This is a genomic window from Pontivivens nitratireducens (assembly GCF_011290545.1).
GTDB classification, from domain to species: domain Bacteria; phylum Pseudomonadota; class Alphaproteobacteria; order Rhodobacterales; family Rhodobacteraceae; genus Pontivivens; species Pontivivens nitratireducens.
This window is the reverse complement of record NZ_CP049815.1, coordinates 112,610-126,849: the sequence shown is the minus strand read 5'-3', so window position 1 is coordinate 126,849 and position 14,240 is coordinate 112,610. Positions and strand designations below refer to the sequence as shown.

The 14,240-nt window shown below is 58.8% G+C and carries 21 protein-coding genes; 16 read left to right on the top strand and 5 right to left on the bottom strand.

Annotated elements, in window-relative coordinates; genetic code table 11:
- Position 1 precedes the first annotated feature (1 nt).
- The 14 genes from G8E03_RS17625 to G8E03_RS16655 all read left to right on the top strand — a co-directional run bounded on the left by G8E03_RS17625 (position 2) and on the right by G8E03_RS16655 (position 7,390).
- Positions 2-130, top strand: coding sequence for a hypothetical protein (locus G8E03_RS17625; RefSeq protein ID WP_280137093.1), 129 nt, complete (start codon positions 2-4; stop codon positions 128-130).
- Entirely contained in the window at positions 127-612 is a 486-nt protein-coding gene (locus G8E03_RS16715) for a c-type cytochrome (protein ID WP_166195301.1), read from the top strand. The genes G8E03_RS17625 and G8E03_RS16715 overlap by 4 nt, the downstream gene beginning before the upstream one ends.
- Positions 609-1,178: a DsbE family thiol:disulfide interchange protein gene (locus G8E03_RS16710; protein ID WP_166195298.1), complete on the top strand. Its 570-nt coding sequence runs from the start codon at positions 609-611 to the stop codon at positions 1,176-1,178. The genes G8E03_RS16715 and G8E03_RS16710 overlap by 4 nt, the downstream gene beginning before the upstream one ends.
- On the top strand, positions 1,175-1,699 hold the full coding sequence (locus G8E03_RS16705; RefSeq protein WP_166195296.1) for a TlpA family protein disulfide reductase: 525 nt from the start codon (positions 1,175-1,177) through the stop codon (positions 1,697-1,699). Before G8E03_RS16710 ends, G8E03_RS16705 begins: the two co-directional genes overlap by 4 nt.
- Positions 1,700-1,789: 90 nt before the next feature.
- The gene (locus G8E03_RS16700) at positions 1,790-1,975 is read left to right on the top strand and encodes a hypothetical protein (protein WP_240910501.1); all 186 of its coding nucleotides are present in this window, start codon (positions 1,790-1,792) and stop codon (positions 1,973-1,975) included.
- Positions 1,976-2,010: 35 nt separating this feature from the next.
- Complete coding sequence (locus G8E03_RS16695) at positions 2,011-2,292, top strand: hypothetical protein (RefSeq protein WP_166195290.1); 282 nt, start codon at positions 2,011-2,013, stop codon at positions 2,290-2,292.
- Positions 2,293-2,344: 52 nt separating this feature from the next.
- Positions 2,345-3,100 carry a DsbA family protein gene (locus tag G8E03_RS16690; RefSeq protein ID WP_166195287.1) on the top strand — a complete coding sequence of 252 codons (756 nt, stop codon included), beginning with the start codon at positions 2,345-2,347 and terminating at the stop codon, positions 3,098-3,100.
- Positions 3,090-3,731, top strand: coding sequence for an SCO family protein (locus tag G8E03_RS16685; RefSeq protein WP_166195284.1), 642 nt, complete (start codon positions 3,090-3,092; stop codon positions 3,729-3,731). Before G8E03_RS16690 ends, G8E03_RS16685 begins: the two co-directional genes overlap by 11 nt.
- A gap of 17 nt (positions 3,732-3,748) precedes the next feature.
- Positions 3,749-4,192 carry a copper chaperone PCu(A)C gene (locus G8E03_RS16680; protein ID WP_166195281.1) on the top strand — a complete coding sequence of 148 codons (444 nt, stop codon included), beginning with the start codon at positions 3,749-3,751 and terminating at the stop codon, positions 4,190-4,192.
- Positions 4,189-4,749 carry a cytochrome-c oxidase gene (locus G8E03_RS16675; protein WP_166195278.1) on the top strand — a complete coding sequence of 187 codons (561 nt, stop codon included), beginning with the start codon at positions 4,189-4,191 and terminating at the stop codon, positions 4,747-4,749. Before G8E03_RS16680 ends, G8E03_RS16675 begins: the two co-directional genes overlap by 4 nt.
- A gap of 20 nt (positions 4,750-4,769) precedes the next feature.
- Positions 4,770-5,270 (top strand): hypothetical protein, encoded by a 501-nt coding sequence (locus G8E03_RS16670; RefSeq protein WP_166195275.1) that lies wholly within the window; start codon positions 4,770-4,772, stop codon positions 5,268-5,270.
- Positions 5,264-5,998: a cytochrome c biogenesis CcdA family protein gene (locus G8E03_RS16665; RefSeq protein WP_166195272.1), complete on the top strand. Its 735-nt coding sequence runs from the start codon at positions 5,264-5,266 to the stop codon at positions 5,996-5,998. Before G8E03_RS16670 ends, G8E03_RS16665 begins: the two co-directional genes overlap by 7 nt.
- Before the next feature lie 6 nt (positions 5,999-6,004).
- Positions 6,005-6,619, top strand: coding sequence for a class I SAM-dependent methyltransferase (locus G8E03_RS16660; RefSeq protein WP_166195269.1), 615 nt, complete (start codon positions 6,005-6,007; stop codon positions 6,617-6,619).
- Positions 6,620-6,730: 111 nt separating this feature from the next.
- Positions 6,731-7,390, top strand: a complete 660-nt coding sequence (locus G8E03_RS16655; protein ID WP_185805208.1) for a cation diffusion facilitator family transporter — start codon at positions 6,731-6,733, stop codon at positions 7,388-7,390.
- Here G8E03_RS16655 and G8E03_RS16650 read toward each other — a convergent pair.
- The 5 genes from G8E03_RS16650 to G8E03_RS16630 form a co-directional block, all read right to left on the bottom strand.
- Positions 7,374-8,621 (bottom strand): cytochrome P450, encoded by a 1,248-nt coding sequence (locus G8E03_RS16650; protein WP_166195266.1) that lies wholly within the window; start codon positions 8,619-8,621, stop codon positions 7,374-7,376. The genes G8E03_RS16655 and G8E03_RS16650 overlap by 17 nt on opposite strands.
- 128 nt (positions 8,622-8,749) lie before the next feature.
- Complete coding sequence (locus G8E03_RS16645) at positions 8,750-10,162, bottom strand: TRAP transporter large permease (protein ID WP_240910500.1); 1,413 nt, start codon at positions 10,160-10,162, stop codon at positions 8,750-8,752.
- On the bottom strand, positions 10,113-10,625 hold the full coding sequence (locus G8E03_RS16640) for a TRAP transporter small permease subunit (protein ID WP_166195263.1): 513 nt from the start codon (positions 10,623-10,625) through the stop codon (positions 10,113-10,115). The genes G8E03_RS16645 and G8E03_RS16640 overlap by 50 nt, the downstream gene beginning before the upstream one ends.
- Positions 10,626-10,671: 46 nt before the next feature.
- Entirely contained in the window at positions 10,672-11,181 is a 510-nt protein-coding gene (lspA, locus tag G8E03_RS16635; RefSeq protein WP_166195260.1) for a signal peptidase II, read from the bottom strand.
- Entirely contained in the window at positions 11,178-12,026 is an 849-nt protein-coding gene (locus G8E03_RS16630; RefSeq protein WP_166195257.1) for a cation efflux transmembrane domain-containing protein, read from the bottom strand. Before G8E03_RS16630 ends, lspA begins: the two co-directional genes overlap by 4 nt.
- Before the next feature lie 56 nt (positions 12,027-12,082).
- Here G8E03_RS16630 and G8E03_RS16625 point away from each other — a divergent pair, with 56 nt between their 5' ends.
- Both G8E03_RS16625 and G8E03_RS16620 read left to right on the top strand, forming a co-directional pair.
- A complete protein-coding gene (locus tag G8E03_RS16625; RefSeq protein ID WP_166195254.1) occupies positions 12,083-12,427 on the top strand; it encodes an ArsR/SmtB family transcription factor in 345 nt (114 codons plus the stop codon).
- A 564-nt stretch (positions 12,428-12,991) separates the two neighbouring features.
- A protein-coding gene (locus G8E03_RS16620) for an IS3 family transposase (RefSeq protein ID WP_166195251.1) occupies positions 12,992-14,181 on the top strand; the annotation gives its coding sequence in 2 pieces (ribosomal slippage) (positions 12,992-13,253 and positions 13,253-14,181; 1,191 coding nt in all).
- The last annotated feature ends 59 nt before the right edge of the window (positions 14,182-14,240 follow it).

Genomic DNA, 14,240 nt, shown 5'->3' with positions numbered 1-14,240 from the left:
CATGGACATGATGAACGGCCCGATGATGGGGGTGATGATGTTCGGTGGAGGGCTATTGCTCCTGCTCGTCGCCGCGGTTCTGGTGCTCAGCCTCGTCGCACTCGTGAAATACCTCAGGAGTTCGACATGAGAAGGGCCGCAACAATCGGTGCCGCCATCGTCGCACTATCCGTGATCGGCTTTGCCGTCCTCGCGCAGTCAGAAAGTGAAGAGGATTTGGTGGAAGGGCTTTCCTTCCTCGGCGAGCCCGTGGCTGTAGCCGACATCTCAGCAGGACAGGCGCTCTATGCGGAGAATTGTGCATCCTGTCACGGTGCCGAACTGGAGGGGCAGCCTGATTGGCGGCGGCGTCTGGACACCGGGCGCATGCCCGCTCCGCCACATGACGAAACCGGCCATACCTGGCACCATTCGGACCGGAACCTCTTTATCGTAACCAAAGGCGGCGTCGGTGCCGTCGTGCCCGGTTATGAAAGCGACATGCCGGCGTTTGAAGGCATCCTGACCGACGACGAGATTGCCGATGTTCTCTCTTACATCAAAAGCACCTGGCCGGATCGACAGCGCGAATTCCAGGCGGAAGTCTCTGTCAACGACAAGGGTGATTTATGAGCGCGGTCGAGGCCAATCGCCGTAAGGGTCGGCTTGTCACCGTGCTGCCAGTTGCGATCTTCGCCCTCATCGGCGCAGGTTTTTATTGGGGCCTGTTCAATGGCAACGACACTCTTCCTTCCCCACTTATTGGCAAGGCGGTGCCTGAGTTCGACTTGCCGCCGATAGAGGGACGAACCGACGGTCTGTCGACCGCCGACCTCAAAGGGCAGGTGTCTATCGTGAACGTCTGGGCGTCCTGGTGCGTGCCGTGCCGGGTAGAGATGCCCCTCCTGAACGAGTTGGCTGCCAGGGACGAGGTCGCGATCTTTGGAATCAACTACAAGGACCGCCCCGAGGAAGCCTTGGGCTTTCTCACCGAACTTGGTGACCCTTACACCCGCATCGGCGCCGACCGGAACGGGCGCGTGTCCATCGATTGGGGCGTCTACGGCTTGCCCGAGACCTTCGTGATCGATGCCGAGGGCCGGATTGCCTACAAGCATATCGGCCCCTTCAACCGCAACTCTCTGGAGGAAAACATCCTTCCCGTGGTGCGGCGTCTTCAGGAAGGAGCGGGATCATGAAACGACGTGAATTGTTGACTGGCATGGCGGCGATTGGCGTCGCAGGGCCGGTTCAAGCTAGACCATTGATGCCGCTTCACGAAAAGCCGCGAGAGATGTTGTCGCCACCCTTCGTGGACGGGGCGGGGCGCGATCTGACGCTGGCGGATTTCCGGGGCAGGGTGATCCTACTGAACATCTGGGCAACCTGGTGTGTTCCCTGCCGTGAAGAGATGCCCACCCTCGACGCTTTGCAGGAAAAGCTGGGCGGGGACGATTTCCATGTCCTGCCACTGTCCATCGACCGCGCGGGAATGAAGGTGGTGCGCCGCTTCTACGAGGAAATCGGCATTCGCCATCTGGGAATGTACCTCGCCGACAGCACAAGGGCGATGCTGGCATTCGGTGTACTTGGCCTTCCCACCACGATCCTGATCGACCGTGGCGGTTTCGAGCGCGGACGACTTGTGGGGCCGGCCGAATGGGACAGCCATGAAGTCATGGCCCAAATCCAGACCATCATCAACGAAAGGAGTGAATAGCCAATGTCCGAAACATCACCTTGCACCGAAACACCGGAGGCACGTCCGTGGCGGCCGCAATTGGGACGGCGAAGTCTGATTCTTGCGTCAATGGCGATCATTGGCGCCGGGCTTTACTTGAATTGGGGCTGGGTGACGGCCATCGGAGCCGCGCCGCTGATCCTGGCCGTGGCACCCTGCGCCGTTATGTGCGGGCTGGGTGTCTGCATGATGTGCAAATCAGATTCATGCGACAAGAAGAGCGCGGCCGCAGAGCCGGGCCTGCCGCGGGACTGAACCCGAAAACCTCAAGAAACCTTAAGGAGAAACTGATGACACTTATCAAGAAACTGAGCATGGCGACTGCCGTATCCACGGTTTTGGCCACCGGTGTATTCGCCCAGGACAACACCGGTTCGTCCGACCAGATGATGGACGGTGAGAACGGAATGGCGGGCAATATGATGGACGGCGATATGTCCGGCATGGACGGCATGATGCCCATGATGAAGATGATGCAGAAAATGGGCCCGATGATGGAGGCCTGCACAGAGATGATGGAGGCAATGAACAACTCCGAGAATGGAGTCGCCACTTCGACCGATAAGGGCTGAACAGTTATCGCCGGGGGCTGATGCCCCCGGCGATAAGGCGCGGAAAATCGAGATGACATTCAAAACTACCCTTCACATGCTTGCAGTTTTACTCTGGGCGCTGATTTCTGCGCCCGCGACTTCGCTAGCCCAGCAATCCACGCCGCTCGAGCAGGTTGAGCAAGAGGCCATCAAAGCCTTGATCCTGCAAACCATCCGCGAGAACCCGGAAGTTCTGGTGGATACGCTCCTGACCTTCCAGGAAGAGGCTGAAGCGGCAGCTCAGGCCCAACAACGTGCTGCGATCCAGCGCGTTGGTGAACTGCTGCGGACGGATGCGAACACCGGCGTGATGGGCAATCCTGATGGCGACATCGTGCTTGTCGAATTCTTTGACTACAACTGCCCCTATTGCCGACGCGCGGCCCCGGTCCTTTTCGAATTGATCGAGGAGAATCCGGATTTGCGCATCATCATGAGGGAGTGGCCCATTCTCGGGCCAGACTCCAAACTGGCGGCTCGGGCGTCGCTGGCGGCAGTAAAACAGAACAAGTTTGAAGCGTTTCACGAGGCTCTGATGGCGCAGCCTCGCGCCAATACCGTCTTCATAAGGCGGGCTGCTGAACAGGCGGGTCTGGATTACGACCAGTTGCAGGTGGACATGGCCGCGCCCGAAATCGACGCCCATATCGAAACGTCTCGAAACCTTGCGGGGCAGCTCGGGATATCCGGCACGCCGACGTTTCTGATCGGCGAGACGCTCGTTCCTGGATTGTTGGAAAAGGCCGATCTTCAGGCTTTGATTTCGGAGGCCGAAGATGTCGATTGAACCCAGTGAAACCTCTCCCAAGGCGCGGCTCTTGAGAACCATATTGTGGGGCACGATAGCTGTTGCGCTCGCAGGGCTAGCGATCTTTTGGGCTTTAGATAACTATCTCGGCAACGGATCGAAGACCGTCCGTTATTCGGGTGAGGCGGATATTCGATCCGAATTTTCACTCACGGATCATACCGGACAAGAGGTGACCCCAGCCGATTACACCTATCGCTGGCAACTTGTATTCTTCGGATTTACGAATTGTCCTGACATCTGCCCCACCACTCTGGCCTACATGGCCAGCGTCGTGGATCTGCTCGGCGAAGATGCGGACCAGGTGGCGCCGATCTTCATCACGGTCGATCCGGAACGCGACACAGTGCCGGTAATGGCTGAATATGTATCAGTCTTTCATCCGAGCCTGATCGGCCTGACCGGGACTGAAGCGCAGGTTGCCGAGGCCACCAGGAATTTCCGCACATGGTACGAGCGGACCGAGGACGATAGCGCGCCGGACGGTTATTTCATGGCGCATGCCGGACACATCTACCTCATGCAGCCCAGTGGCGAATTTGAGGCGGTCTATCAGGAAGGCGGCCAACCGCCGGAGGCGCTGGCGCAGGAAATCCGCAAAAAGTTATGAGTGAAGGAACTTACCAAATGAAGATCACCGCACTTGCAACCGTGTTAACACTCTGGCCGTTCTTCGCATCGGCCGATGTGACGATATCGGATGGTTGGGCCCGCGCGAGCATCCTCGCCTCCCGTCCGGCTGCGGCCTATCTCACGCTCACGAGCAATCAGAGTGATCAACTGGTCGCAATCACGACGCCGATCGCTGGGAACGTCACGATTCACGCCGTCGAGACCGACAACGATGGCATTAGCCGAATGGTTGAGGTCGACGGCTTGGACCTGCCCTCCGGAGAACCAGTAACCCTCGCGCCCGGCAGCATGCATCTGATGCTGATGGGCCTGTCGGAAAAACTCGAAGAAGGCACCGATTTGCCGTTGTTCCTGACCTTCGCATCGGGTGCCCGAATGGAAATCAGCGTTCCGGTTCTCGGACCGGGCGCGATGAGGCCGCAGGAGCAACAGCCATGAAAAACATACTCCTGCTGATAGCCCTCGTCGCGGGCCTCCCGGCCTACGCAGATCATCCCGGCGACCGTCTTGACGAGGTGATGGCACAGAAAGAACCTGCTTTCACCGCCGTTGACCTCAACGAATTGCCTGCGTTGGGTCTGCTCGGCCCTGACGGAGAACCGTTGGACTTGGAAAGCCTCTCCGATCAGGTCGTCGTTCTTAGTTTTGTACCGTCCGACTGCGGACAGCCTTGTGCTGATCAACAGGCACTTCTTGAAAAGGTGAGGGGCGGAGTGAATTCATCTCCCATGCTGGACATGGTGACCTTCCTTGTGGTGACCGACGCCAGTGATCCGGTTCCCGGACCGATTGCCAAGAACGTGGTCATTGCTCGCGCACAAGAGCCAATAGAGAATCTGATCGATCAGTATCGCGCGATTGCGCCTGACCATCCCGAGGCTCCGCTTGTGCATGTTATCGCGCGCGGCAACCGCCATGCCGGGGTCTTTGCGGGTTCCGGCTTCCGGCACATCAACATGATCCTGTACGTCAACGGCCTGACAAACGCGCATTAATCGAAGAACGGACCCGCAGCATGACAGCAAACACAGAAACCTTTGAGACAAGCGATACCGGATGGCTGACCGTCATCCGCCGATACATCGTTTATACCGCCGTCGGACACCTGATCTGGGAAATGGCGCATATCCCGCTCTACACAATCTGGGTCGAAGGCACCTTGGGGGAAATTGCGTTCGCGGTCGTGCACTGCACCGGCGGAGATCTATTGATCGCCATGAGCACGCTCTTGCTCGCCCTGTTTCTTGTTGGGGGGCACGCATGGCCGTCGGAACGCGCAGGGCGCGTCCTGCTTCTGGCCGTGGCCTTGGGCGTCTCTTACACGATCTTCAGCGAGTGGCTGAACATCGTGATCCGGGCGGCCTGGGCCTATCGCGACATCATGCCGGTGGTCCCCGTCATCGATGCCGGTCTCACGCCCCTGCTGCAATGGATCATCGTCCCGACCCTGGCATATTGGGCTGCCACAAGAGCGCCCTTGCGCAAGCTATTCAGGGGTGAACGTGGTTCATGGTAAATATCTCGCTTCTCGGCCTCACCGCCGCCCTCTTGGCCGGTACAATATCGTTTCTGTCACCCTGCGTGCTGCCTCTCGTGCCAGGATATGTCTCCTACGTGGCCGGACGCACAGCCGCTGAAAGCGGGGCGGCTGCGGCCTCGCCGTCACGCGCCGTTTGGCTGAGTCTGTGTTTTGTCCTCGGCTTCTCCACCATCTTCATCGGGCTTGGCGCATCAGCGACGGCAATGGGTCAGGCCCTACTTCGGTGGCGGTATGAACTCAACCTCGTTGGGGGCGGCATCGTCATTCTCTTCGGGCTCTTTATGATCGGAGCCGCGCGTGTTTCGGTCATGGAACGCGACTTCCGATTCAATCTCAACATTCCCGGGGGCCAACCCGCTGCGTCCTATGTTCTCGGTCTTGCTTTCGGTTTCGGATGGACGCCGTGCATCGGCCCGATCCTCGGCGCGATCCTGACAGCCAGTGCGGCGAGTGCCACTATGGGCGAAGGTATCATGCTGCTTGCCGTCTATTCCGCCGGCCTTGGAATACCGTTTCTGATCGTCGCCGGATTCACCGACCAGATCGCGGGACGGTTGCGGGCCATCGGCCGGGTTGGCCGCCGCCTCCACCAGATTGCAGGCGTCGTGATGATCCTCATGGGTGTGGCTATGATGACAGGACAGTTGAGCGCGCTGTCATACTGGATGCTCGATGCATTTCCGGTTCTTGGACGAATAGGATAACAGCTCATGCGGTTCTACGAAAAACATATACTTCCTGGCCTCACGCATCTCACCATGCGTCAGGAACAGCTTCTTCCCTACCGAAGGCGCGCGGTCTCAGGTGCGAAAGGACGCGTGCTGGAGATCGGGATCGGCTCGGGCCTGAACCTCGCGCTCTACCCCGACGCCGTGGATCAGATCGTCGGTGTGGACCCTTCACCAGAACTCCTTCATCGGGCCGCGCAGGCTTCTCAGGGCTTGACGCCGACAACGGAGATGATCGAGGGCGTGGCCGAAGCATTGCCGCTGGAAGATCGCAGCGTCGACTGCGTCGTCGCCACCTGGACGCTCTGCAGCGTGTCGGAGCCGGAGAAGGTGCTGGCCGAGATCCGGCGCGTTCTCAAGCCTGATGGCGTCTTCCGCTTCGTCGAGCATGGAACAGCGCCGGAACCCAGCGTCCAGCGTTGGCAGCGCTGGCTCACGCCTGCCTGGAAACGTTGTGCCGGGAATTGTCACCTTGACCGCCCGACAGACACTCTGGTCGAGCAGAACGGCTTCCGCATGGAGCGGCTCGACACCGGCTACGCGAAAGGGCCGAAACCTTTTGTTTTCATGTATGAGGGACAAGCTCGCCTCTACTGAGGAAGCTTGAGAAAATCAACATCGGCTTATAATAGCCCGGCGCAGTTCTGTTGGCGGATTAACCAATTTGGCCTCGAACTTTTGCTGCAGGTTCGGCGTTGATGCGTTGTTATGAGTAGTCAACAAGATAACCGGCAAACCAATCTGACCCGCGGCATCCGCGTCGAGATCGCCAGCCTCGTCTACAACATCATCGAGGTCGTCGTATCCGTCACCGTGGGGCTCCTAACCGGAAGCGCGGCACTGGTGAGCTGGGGTCTCGACAGCACGGTCGAAGCCACTTCGGCCGCAACGCTGATCTGGCGCTTGAAGGGCGAGAAGAACGGTGGCGACGAGCACACGGTCCTGCATCGCAAGAAAGTCGCGCTCTATGTGGTAGCCTGTGCTTTCTGGATCGTCGTCGCGGCAATCCTCTACGAGGCGGTGTCCGCTTTCATCTCGCAGGAGGCACCGGGCTTCAACTGGTGGGGGATCGCGATCCTGTTTGTCTCTTTAGTGGTCAATCCGCTGCTGGCTTGGGGCAAGTATCGCTACGGTAAGCGGCTCGATTCACCCGCTCTGAAATACGATGCCAAGGATACCTTGATCTGTGAATACCAGACCGTTGTAGTCTTGGCCGGGATTGGTCTGACGCAATGGATGGGCTGGTGGTGGGCCGATCCCGTCGCGGCGCTTATGATCGTGCCCTATGTTGCGTGGGAGGCGTTCGAGGCCACGAAAGACGCGCGGTCTGTCGATCCGGACGAGGCCGAAGCTACTGCCGACGCCTGACGTTGCGCATGATGAACCGGTTCTCGGGCAGGGGTGGCAGCTCTCCCGTGACCAGCTCCAAATCCTGATCCTGCACATCGTATTTGATGTCGTTCACAAGATATCTGCAAAACGCCTTCATCTGGCTGATCGCGATCCACTCGCCCGGGCAGCGGTGGTTCGTGTAGTGGTCGCCGCCGCCCTGTGGAATGAAGTCGTAGGGGTTTTCGGCACGGCTCCGAAACCGCTCGGGGCGGAACTCAAGCGGCGCATCCCATGAACGCGGATCGGTGTTCGTGCCATAGAGGTCGAGCAGGACCCTGCGCCCTTCCGGAAAGCGATACCCTTGCCACTCGAAAGCGCTTACTACCCGTGCCGCCACGGCAGGGAAGAACGGATAGAGGCGGCGGACCTCCTGCACGAAGGGTTCGAGCAGTCCTTCGTCGTTCCGCAGTTTTTCCTGCCATTCCGGATACCGGTGCAAGGCGTGCGCCGTCTGAACAATGAAAACGGACACCGCCACGGTCGGGCGCAAGACGTTCAACAACTCCACGGCGGCGACCTTCGGGGGCAGCATCGCGCCGTCGAGATCACACCACGTCGCGATGACATGAAGGGCGCTTTCCTGCGTCGGCTGAAGTTCGCCTTCACGCACCTGTTGAATCATCCGTGCTGACCAATTTTCCAGGCGGTGACGCGCCAGACGTGCAGCCCAGTGTTTCGGGCCGACGGCACCGGCGTCCTCAAAAAGCGCCGTAAGTTGCGCCGTTCGAGTCGCCACCTCCGCCTCGGGAATCGGAACCCCACACCAGGCGCAAACGGCTCTCGTGAGCATTTCGCGCACTTCGTCGTAGAAAACGACTTCGTTCCTCGCCTCCCAGTCCGGCGCATAGTTGTCCAGCATGTGAAGCGACATTCCCTGAAGCGCGGCTATATGCTCGGTCCCCATCAGCGACATGAACATCTTCTTGCGGTGCTGGTGGGCAGCGCCGTCCAATCCCTGAACGCCGCCTTCGCCCAGCAGGGTCTTCTGTATGCGGCTTGGCATCGAGCCTTGGCGAACCAGTTTATCCTCGGAATAAAAGACTTTCGCAGCCGCCGACCCGGTCATGCAGATCGTCTTTCGAAGGAGGATGCGGGTTTCAAACAGATCTGTGTCGAGCGCGCGGCAGGTCTGAGAGATGAACCCATACGGATTTCGCAGCAAGGTGAGTGTGCTGTCAAAGCCCTCTGCGGATGGTATGCCGGACATTCGTTATCCTCCTGTTTGCTTTCCCGTGCTCAGGCCCTGTTCAGCCTTGCTGTTCGCGGTTCGGAAGCGGCTCCGAAACATCAGTGCCGCTTCGAAGGAAATCACTGCATCCGCGCCCAAAACATCTTTCACCGCTGGATTAGCCGCGGCGCATCCGCATCCCCGAGGGACATTTCAGGCAGCCAGGTGATGAGTTGAGGGAACGAAATCAGCGCCGCAATCAACGCGATTTCAATGGCAACGAGCGGCACCGCGCCGCGATAGATATCGGATAGGTTGATACCCTTCGGTGCCGCCATCTTGGCAAAGAACAGGGCATAGCCGAAGGGAGGCGTCAGAAAAGACGTCTGCAAGGCCAGTGCTATCAGGCCAGCGATCCAGATTTGCGCAAAGTAGGCAGAGCCGACGTGATCTGCGAAGTCGAGTTCCGAAAAGATCGGCATCAACACGGGTATGAAAACCAGCAGCACCTCGATCCAGTCAAAAACAAACCCAAGGACGATGACCACACCAAGGAGCATCGCCAATAATTCCCATCGGGAGAGATCGAATGCGGATATCCAGTTGAAAATGACATCCGGTCCACCAACAAGGTGGAAACTCAGCGAGAAGACCGATGCGCCCAGTACAATGAAGAAGACCATCGACGTCATGGTACTTGTCTGCACCGTGACAGAGTTCAAAGAAGAGAAAGACAAGCGCTTTCGCAGCAGCGCGACCAACAGAGCGCCAAACACCCCTACGCCAGCCGCCTCTGTAAGTGTTGCAAAGCCCAGAATAATGCTGAGCGGAATGGATGCGATAACAGCGACTGAAGCGAGTACGAACAAAAGGTCTGACGCAAGATTGGTTTTCGGTGCGTCCAGGGGGACTTCGATGGTTTTTCGCAAGGTGACGGCAAAGTAGATCGCGAAGGCCATGACCATGAGAAGAACGGGCACAATGAGGGCCACATACATCAATCCGATGCGCAGATAGAATACGTTCGAGATGAAGAAAAGCATCACCGCTGGCGGGAACACGACACCGAGTGCCCCAGAGGCCGCGACAGCGGCACCCGCAGTTCGCGGAGCGTAGCCGGAAGCCATCATCGGGGCATAGGCCACCAGCGCCACGGTGATGACCGATGCGCCGATCACCCCGGCGGCCGGAGCGAGCACGAGGCCGATCAGCAGGGTTGCAACGGCATAGCGGCCCGGAACAGCTGTCAGAAGACGCCCCAGCAAGCGAAACATGGTTTCGGCAACTCCGCTGGCATTCAAGATCAGGCCGAGAAAGATCAGCATTGGAACGCTGGTGAATTGGACGGATTCATTAGTCAATACACCGCGGGCCCGAAGGTAGATCAGACCCAGATGCTGAAAATCAGTGATCCCCACCCAGACCGCTGCGACAAACCCTAAGAAGCCTGTCCCTGCCAGGACCAGCGCTACCGGAAAACCACTAAAGACCCCAATGGCCATCACGACAAGCATAGCGACCGTGAGGACTTCATTCACCATTATGGAGGCCGCCCGATTGTTCTGGAGCGCCTTGCGCACGTTTCCCTGCCAAAAAGGCGAGGTTGCGCAGGGCTACGATCACCCCCGCGAGAGCCAGCAGGATGGGGCCAATGACTCCAGCAATGCGTTCTGCCCACAACTGGGTCTCGGCGTATTTCGTCGTCCGCATCAGACCGTCCCACCCGTAATAGGTCAGGATGGCGGCGAGCGGCAGAAGGACAAAAAGGCCTCCTATCAGTTCGATCCACGCAATTCGGCGCGCGGACCAATGCCTGCGAAGAACATCCACACGCACGTGACCGTCGCGCAGGTAGGTATAGCCAAAGGTCAGGAAAATCAGGATGAACAGTAGAGACGTGGAAAGGTCCGGCAAATAGCTCGAAACGCCAAGTTGGAGCTTGCGATCCAGCATCTGAAGCGCGCCGTAAGCGGCAATCGAAACAATGGTCAGCCATGCAGTCACGACGCCGATGCCGCGAATGCCAAGGTCAATCCAATCCATGAATCTCAAGCTGAATCCCCTCCCAAAGTTCTTTGCCTGTTAGCTGTTATTCCCGGCTGGTAGCCCCTTTGCGGTAGTCTTTGTCGGGATTTTCTGGATTGCCTTTCGCTGCCCGAAAGCTGTCCCACAACAGCAATGCGGCTCCACAGAAGATTGCTACGTCCGCAAGATTGAAGGATGGCCAGTGGTATGACCCGTAATGGAAGTCGAGAAAGTCCGGGACGGCCTGATAGCGCACCCGGTCGAGGATATTGCCAAGCGCGCCTCCGATGATCAGACCGAGCGCCGCACCTGTCAGCCTGTCTGGAGCCTTCCACAGCCAGATCAGCAGCCATGCCACGATCACGGCAGCAAGTGCGATCAAACCCCACCAGGGAACGACCCCGCCGAGCATGCCAAAACTGACTCCATCGTTCAGAACCCGCACAAGATTGAGGAAGGGCAGAACCTCGACCCCGTTCTCAAGCGCGGGGGTGTTCAGGGCAAGAGCTTTGGTGCCCTGATCAAGACCAAACGCAGCGATGGCGCAAAGACCGCCAAGGATCCGGCTGTTCATGCCGCCGCCTTCAGATCGGCCCGCGCGTCGCGGATAATCGCCCAGGACGAATGCAGGAACAGTCCGGCGATACCAAAGGCGACGATAAGGTCGGGCCACGCGCTGCCCAGCCACGCCACGAGACCGGCGGCGATGACAACCGCCGCATTGCCGATGGCATCGTTCCGCGAGAATAGCCAGACGGCCCGCATATTCGCGTCGCCCTTACGGAATCGAAGAAGCGGCAGAACGGAGACGACATTGACGACAAGAGCGATCATGCCGAGCAGGCCCATGAGGGCCGCATCTGGCGTCGTCTGTTCGAAAACCCGCAAGATGGTTGTGCCGAGGACACCAAGGCCGAGAAGTCCGAGGAAAATGCCCTGAACCAGGGCCGAGCGCGCACGCCAGACCAAGCTCCAGCCGATGGCCAGCAGGCCGAGGAAGGTGATTGCGCCGTCGCCGACAAAATCAAGCGCATCCGCCTTCACGGCCTGCGACCCAGCGATGAACCCACCGATCATTTCAAGGACGCCATAACCAACATTCAGGATCACGACGATCCAGAGCGCGCGTCGGTAGGCCGGGTCCTGATGGGCCGGATTCGGCGGAATGTCTCCATCGGCCTCGATCCGGTCAAAGCCGTAGCCGGTCACCGCGACGGCCCTTTCGATGTCCGGCAGACGCACTTCGGGGGCGTTTAGTGTCATGATGTGCGTCGCGGCCGACACCTTGACATCTTTAGGTGCGACCCCGGCCGCCTGCGCCGCCCGCTCGATCTGTGCGGCATCCTTGGCGCAGTCCATGCCGGAGACCCGGTACCGGACGGCAGAGACTTCTAGTTGTGTGTTTTCTGTGTTGGCCATTATCGCGGCTCTCCTGCTAAAGTGGATGGAGAACTAATATATCAGTGAGAAATGATATGACGCAGTTTGCTGTGGACCGCAAGACCGCCACTATTGAACAGCGCGCAAAGTTGCTTCGCGGCTTCGCGGACCCCAGTCGGTTGGCAATCCTGGACGTCTTGTCAGAAGGTCCGATGGTCGTTCACGAACTCGTCGCCCGCACGGGTCTATCACAACCCAACGTCTCCAATCACTTGCGATGTTTGCTGGAGTGCGGGCTTGTTGCCAGCGATCGAAATGGCAGGTTTGTCCGTTACCGCATCAGCAGCCCACGCATTACCACGCTATTGACCGATGTAGATGCGCTTCTCGATGTCGTCGCTGCGGGGGTTGAGGCCTGTGAGAACTATCGCGGGATGTGATTCAAGATGTCGCGGCCTTCGATCAGGTGCCAACATCGCTGTGATTTGGCCCTTATTCAGCTAATTGTTCTGTTTAACGTCAGACAGAGTCGTGATTTTCGGCAATATTCTGTCAACCAATGAAGAGCACCGGCCCCGAACACAGAACATCGGGCCCTCCCGCGGAAGGTGCCCAGGTTCTCGGCTAGGACGCTCGTCGCGAACATCCCGTCGACTGCGACAGCGCACGCCACCTTAGTTTTTCTGAGCAGGATTTGTGGTGCGCCTCCTTTGGTATTTCGACCCCGAGTGTCTTGGGTCCGAGCTGGCGTTCCAACTCGCGGATGCGGTATTCCATACGTCGCACAGCGTGATTTTCGGAACGACATCGTCTCAAAGCACGGGCACAGTTCCTCTCTTCAGCACCAAACGCGCCGACGATATAACAAGTTCGGCGCCTCGCCATCGCGACGGACCACGGCATAGTTGCTGGCAGTATCGTCTGTCCTTGCCTAGGGTCAGTGACCTGCCACGGGATTTTTCCTCCACTTGGAATTAGAGTCCGACCCAACGAAGGGACGGACCATGAAGCGAACGAGATACACAGAAGAACAGATCATCGGCATTCTGACCGAGCATGAGGCGGGCGCGAAGTGCGCTGACCTGTGCCGCAAGCACGGGATGTCGGAAGGCACCTTTTATGCCTGGAAGGCGAAGTTTGGCGGGATGACGGTTTCCGATACCAAGCGGCTCAAGGCGCTCGAAGACGAGAACGCAAAACTGAAGAAGCTTTTGGCCGAGCAGATGCTTGATGCTGCGGCGATGAAGGAACTGCTCTCAAAAAAATGGTAGGGCCCGCCGTGAAGCGCGAAGCAGTTGCGCATCTGCAGGCCAAGCTGGGCCTGTCGGAGCGGCGGGCCTGCCGCCTTGTTGGAGCGGATCGCAAGATGATCCGCTACCAGTCCATACGACCGCCCGAGACGGAACTGCGCCAACGGCTGCGGGATCTGGCAAACGAACGCCGCCGGTTTGGCTATCGGCGTCTGTTCGTGCTGTTGCGCCGCGATGGCGAGCTGTCAGGGATTAACCGTATCTACCGGCTGTATCGAGAGGAAGGGCTCAAGGTGCGCAAGCGCCGGGCTCGGCGCAAAGCAGTAGGAACACGCGCCCCGATCCTGGTCGAGGCGCGGCCCAATGCCCGCTGGTCGCTCGACTTCGTGCATGACCAGCTCGCCTGTGGCCGGCGGTTCCGCATCCTGAACGTGGTCGACGATGTCACCCGAGAATGCCTCGCGGCAATCCCGGACACTTCGATCTCCGGGCGGCGCGTCGCGCGGGAATTGGCAACGCTAATCGAACGGCGTGGGAAGCCGGGAATGATTGTCAGCGACAACGGCACCGAACTGACCAGTAACGCGATCTTAACCTTTGCCACGGAGCGCAAGATCGAATGGCACTACATTGCCCCCGGCAAGCCAATGCAGAACGGTTTTGTCGAGAGTTTCAACGGGCGGATGCGCGATGAGCTTTTGAACGAGACCATGTTCCGGAACATGGCCCATGCCCGCGCCGTGATCCGGACCTGGGCCACCGACTTCAACGAAACACGCCCGCATTCAGCGCTTGGCTATCAGACACCAAAGGCATTCGCCGAACACCTCACCACCGCAACCGACACCCGCGCTGCGCCAACTCAAAACTCCGCACGGATGTCGGTTGCTCCTCCTGCGCCAATCGGCGTATCAACCCAAAGGGCTCTGGTTCCGGGTGGATGAAGGTTCAGTGGCAGGTCATCAGGACCCATTGATTTCGGCGTAGGGGCGTGATTCACGGT

Bases quoted from the DNA above. Each gene is read 5' to 3' on its own strand.
- G8E03_RS16685 (WP_166195284.1), top strand. From the start codon at position 3,090: ATGTCGATTGAACCCAGTGAAACCTCTCCCAAGGCGCGGCTCTTGAGA.
- G8E03_RS16715 (WP_166195301.1), top strand. From the start codon at position 127: ATGAGAAGGGCCGCAACAATCGGTGCCGCCATCGTCGCACTATCCGTG.
- G8E03_RS16675 (WP_166195278.1), top strand. From the start codon at position 4,189: ATGAAAAACATACTCCTGCTGATAGCCCTCGTCGCGGGCCTCCCGGCC.
- G8E03_RS16705 (WP_166195296.1), top strand. From the start codon at position 1,175: ATGAAACGACGTGAATTGTTGACTGGCATGGCGGCGATTGGCGTCGCA.
- G8E03_RS16670 (WP_166195275.1), top strand. From the start codon at position 4,770: ATGACAGCAAACACAGAAACCTTTGAGACAAGCGATACCGGATGGCTG.
- G8E03_RS16690 (WP_166195287.1), top strand. From the start codon at position 2,345: ATGACATTCAAAACTACCCTTCACATGCTTGCAGTTTTACTCTGGGCG.
- G8E03_RS16680 (WP_166195281.1), top strand. From the start codon at position 3,749: ATGAAGATCACCGCACTTGCAACCGTGTTAACACTCTGGCCGTTCTTC.
- G8E03_RS16650 (WP_166195266.1), bottom strand. From the start codon at position 8,621: ATGTCCGGCATACCATCCGCAGAGGGCTTTGACAGCACACTCACCTTG.
- G8E03_RS16630 (WP_166195257.1), bottom strand. From the start codon at position 12,026: ATGGCCAACACAGAAAACACACAACTAGAAGTCTCTGCCGTCCGGTAC.
- G8E03_RS17625 (WP_280137093.1), top strand. From the start codon at position 2: ATGGACATGATGAACGGCCCGATGATGGGGGTGATGATGTTCGGTGGA.
- G8E03_RS16695 (WP_166195290.1), top strand. From the start codon at position 2,011: ATGACACTTATCAAGAAACTGAGCATGGCGACTGCCGTATCCACGGTT.
- G8E03_RS16710 (WP_166195298.1), top strand. From the start codon at position 609: ATGAGCGCGGTCGAGGCCAATCGCCGTAAGGGTCGGCTTGTCACCGTG.
- G8E03_RS16660 (WP_166195269.1), top strand. From the start codon at position 6,005: ATGCGGTTCTACGAAAAACATATACTTCCTGGCCTCACGCATCTCACC.
- G8E03_RS16700 (WP_240910501.1), top strand. From the start codon at position 1,790: ATGGCGATCATTGGCGCCGGGCTTTACTTGAATTGGGGCTGGGTGACG.
- G8E03_RS16640 (WP_166195263.1), bottom strand. From the start codon at position 10,625: ATGGATTGGATTGACCTTGGCATTCGCGGCATCGGCGTCGTGACTGCA.
- G8E03_RS16655 (WP_185805208.1), top strand. From the start codon at position 6,731: ATGAGTAGTCAACAAGATAACCGGCAAACCAATCTGACCCGCGGCATC.
- G8E03_RS16665 (WP_166195272.1), top strand. From the start codon at position 5,264: ATGGTAAATATCTCGCTTCTCGGCCTCACCGCCGCCCTCTTGGCCGGT.
- G8E03_RS16625 (WP_166195254.1), top strand. From the start codon at position 12,083: ATGACGCAGTTTGCTGTGGACCGCAAGACCGCCACTATTGAACAGCGC.
- lspA (WP_166195260.1), bottom strand. From the start codon at position 11,181: ATGAACAGCCGGATCCTTGGCGGTCTTTGCGCCATCGCTGCGTTTGGT.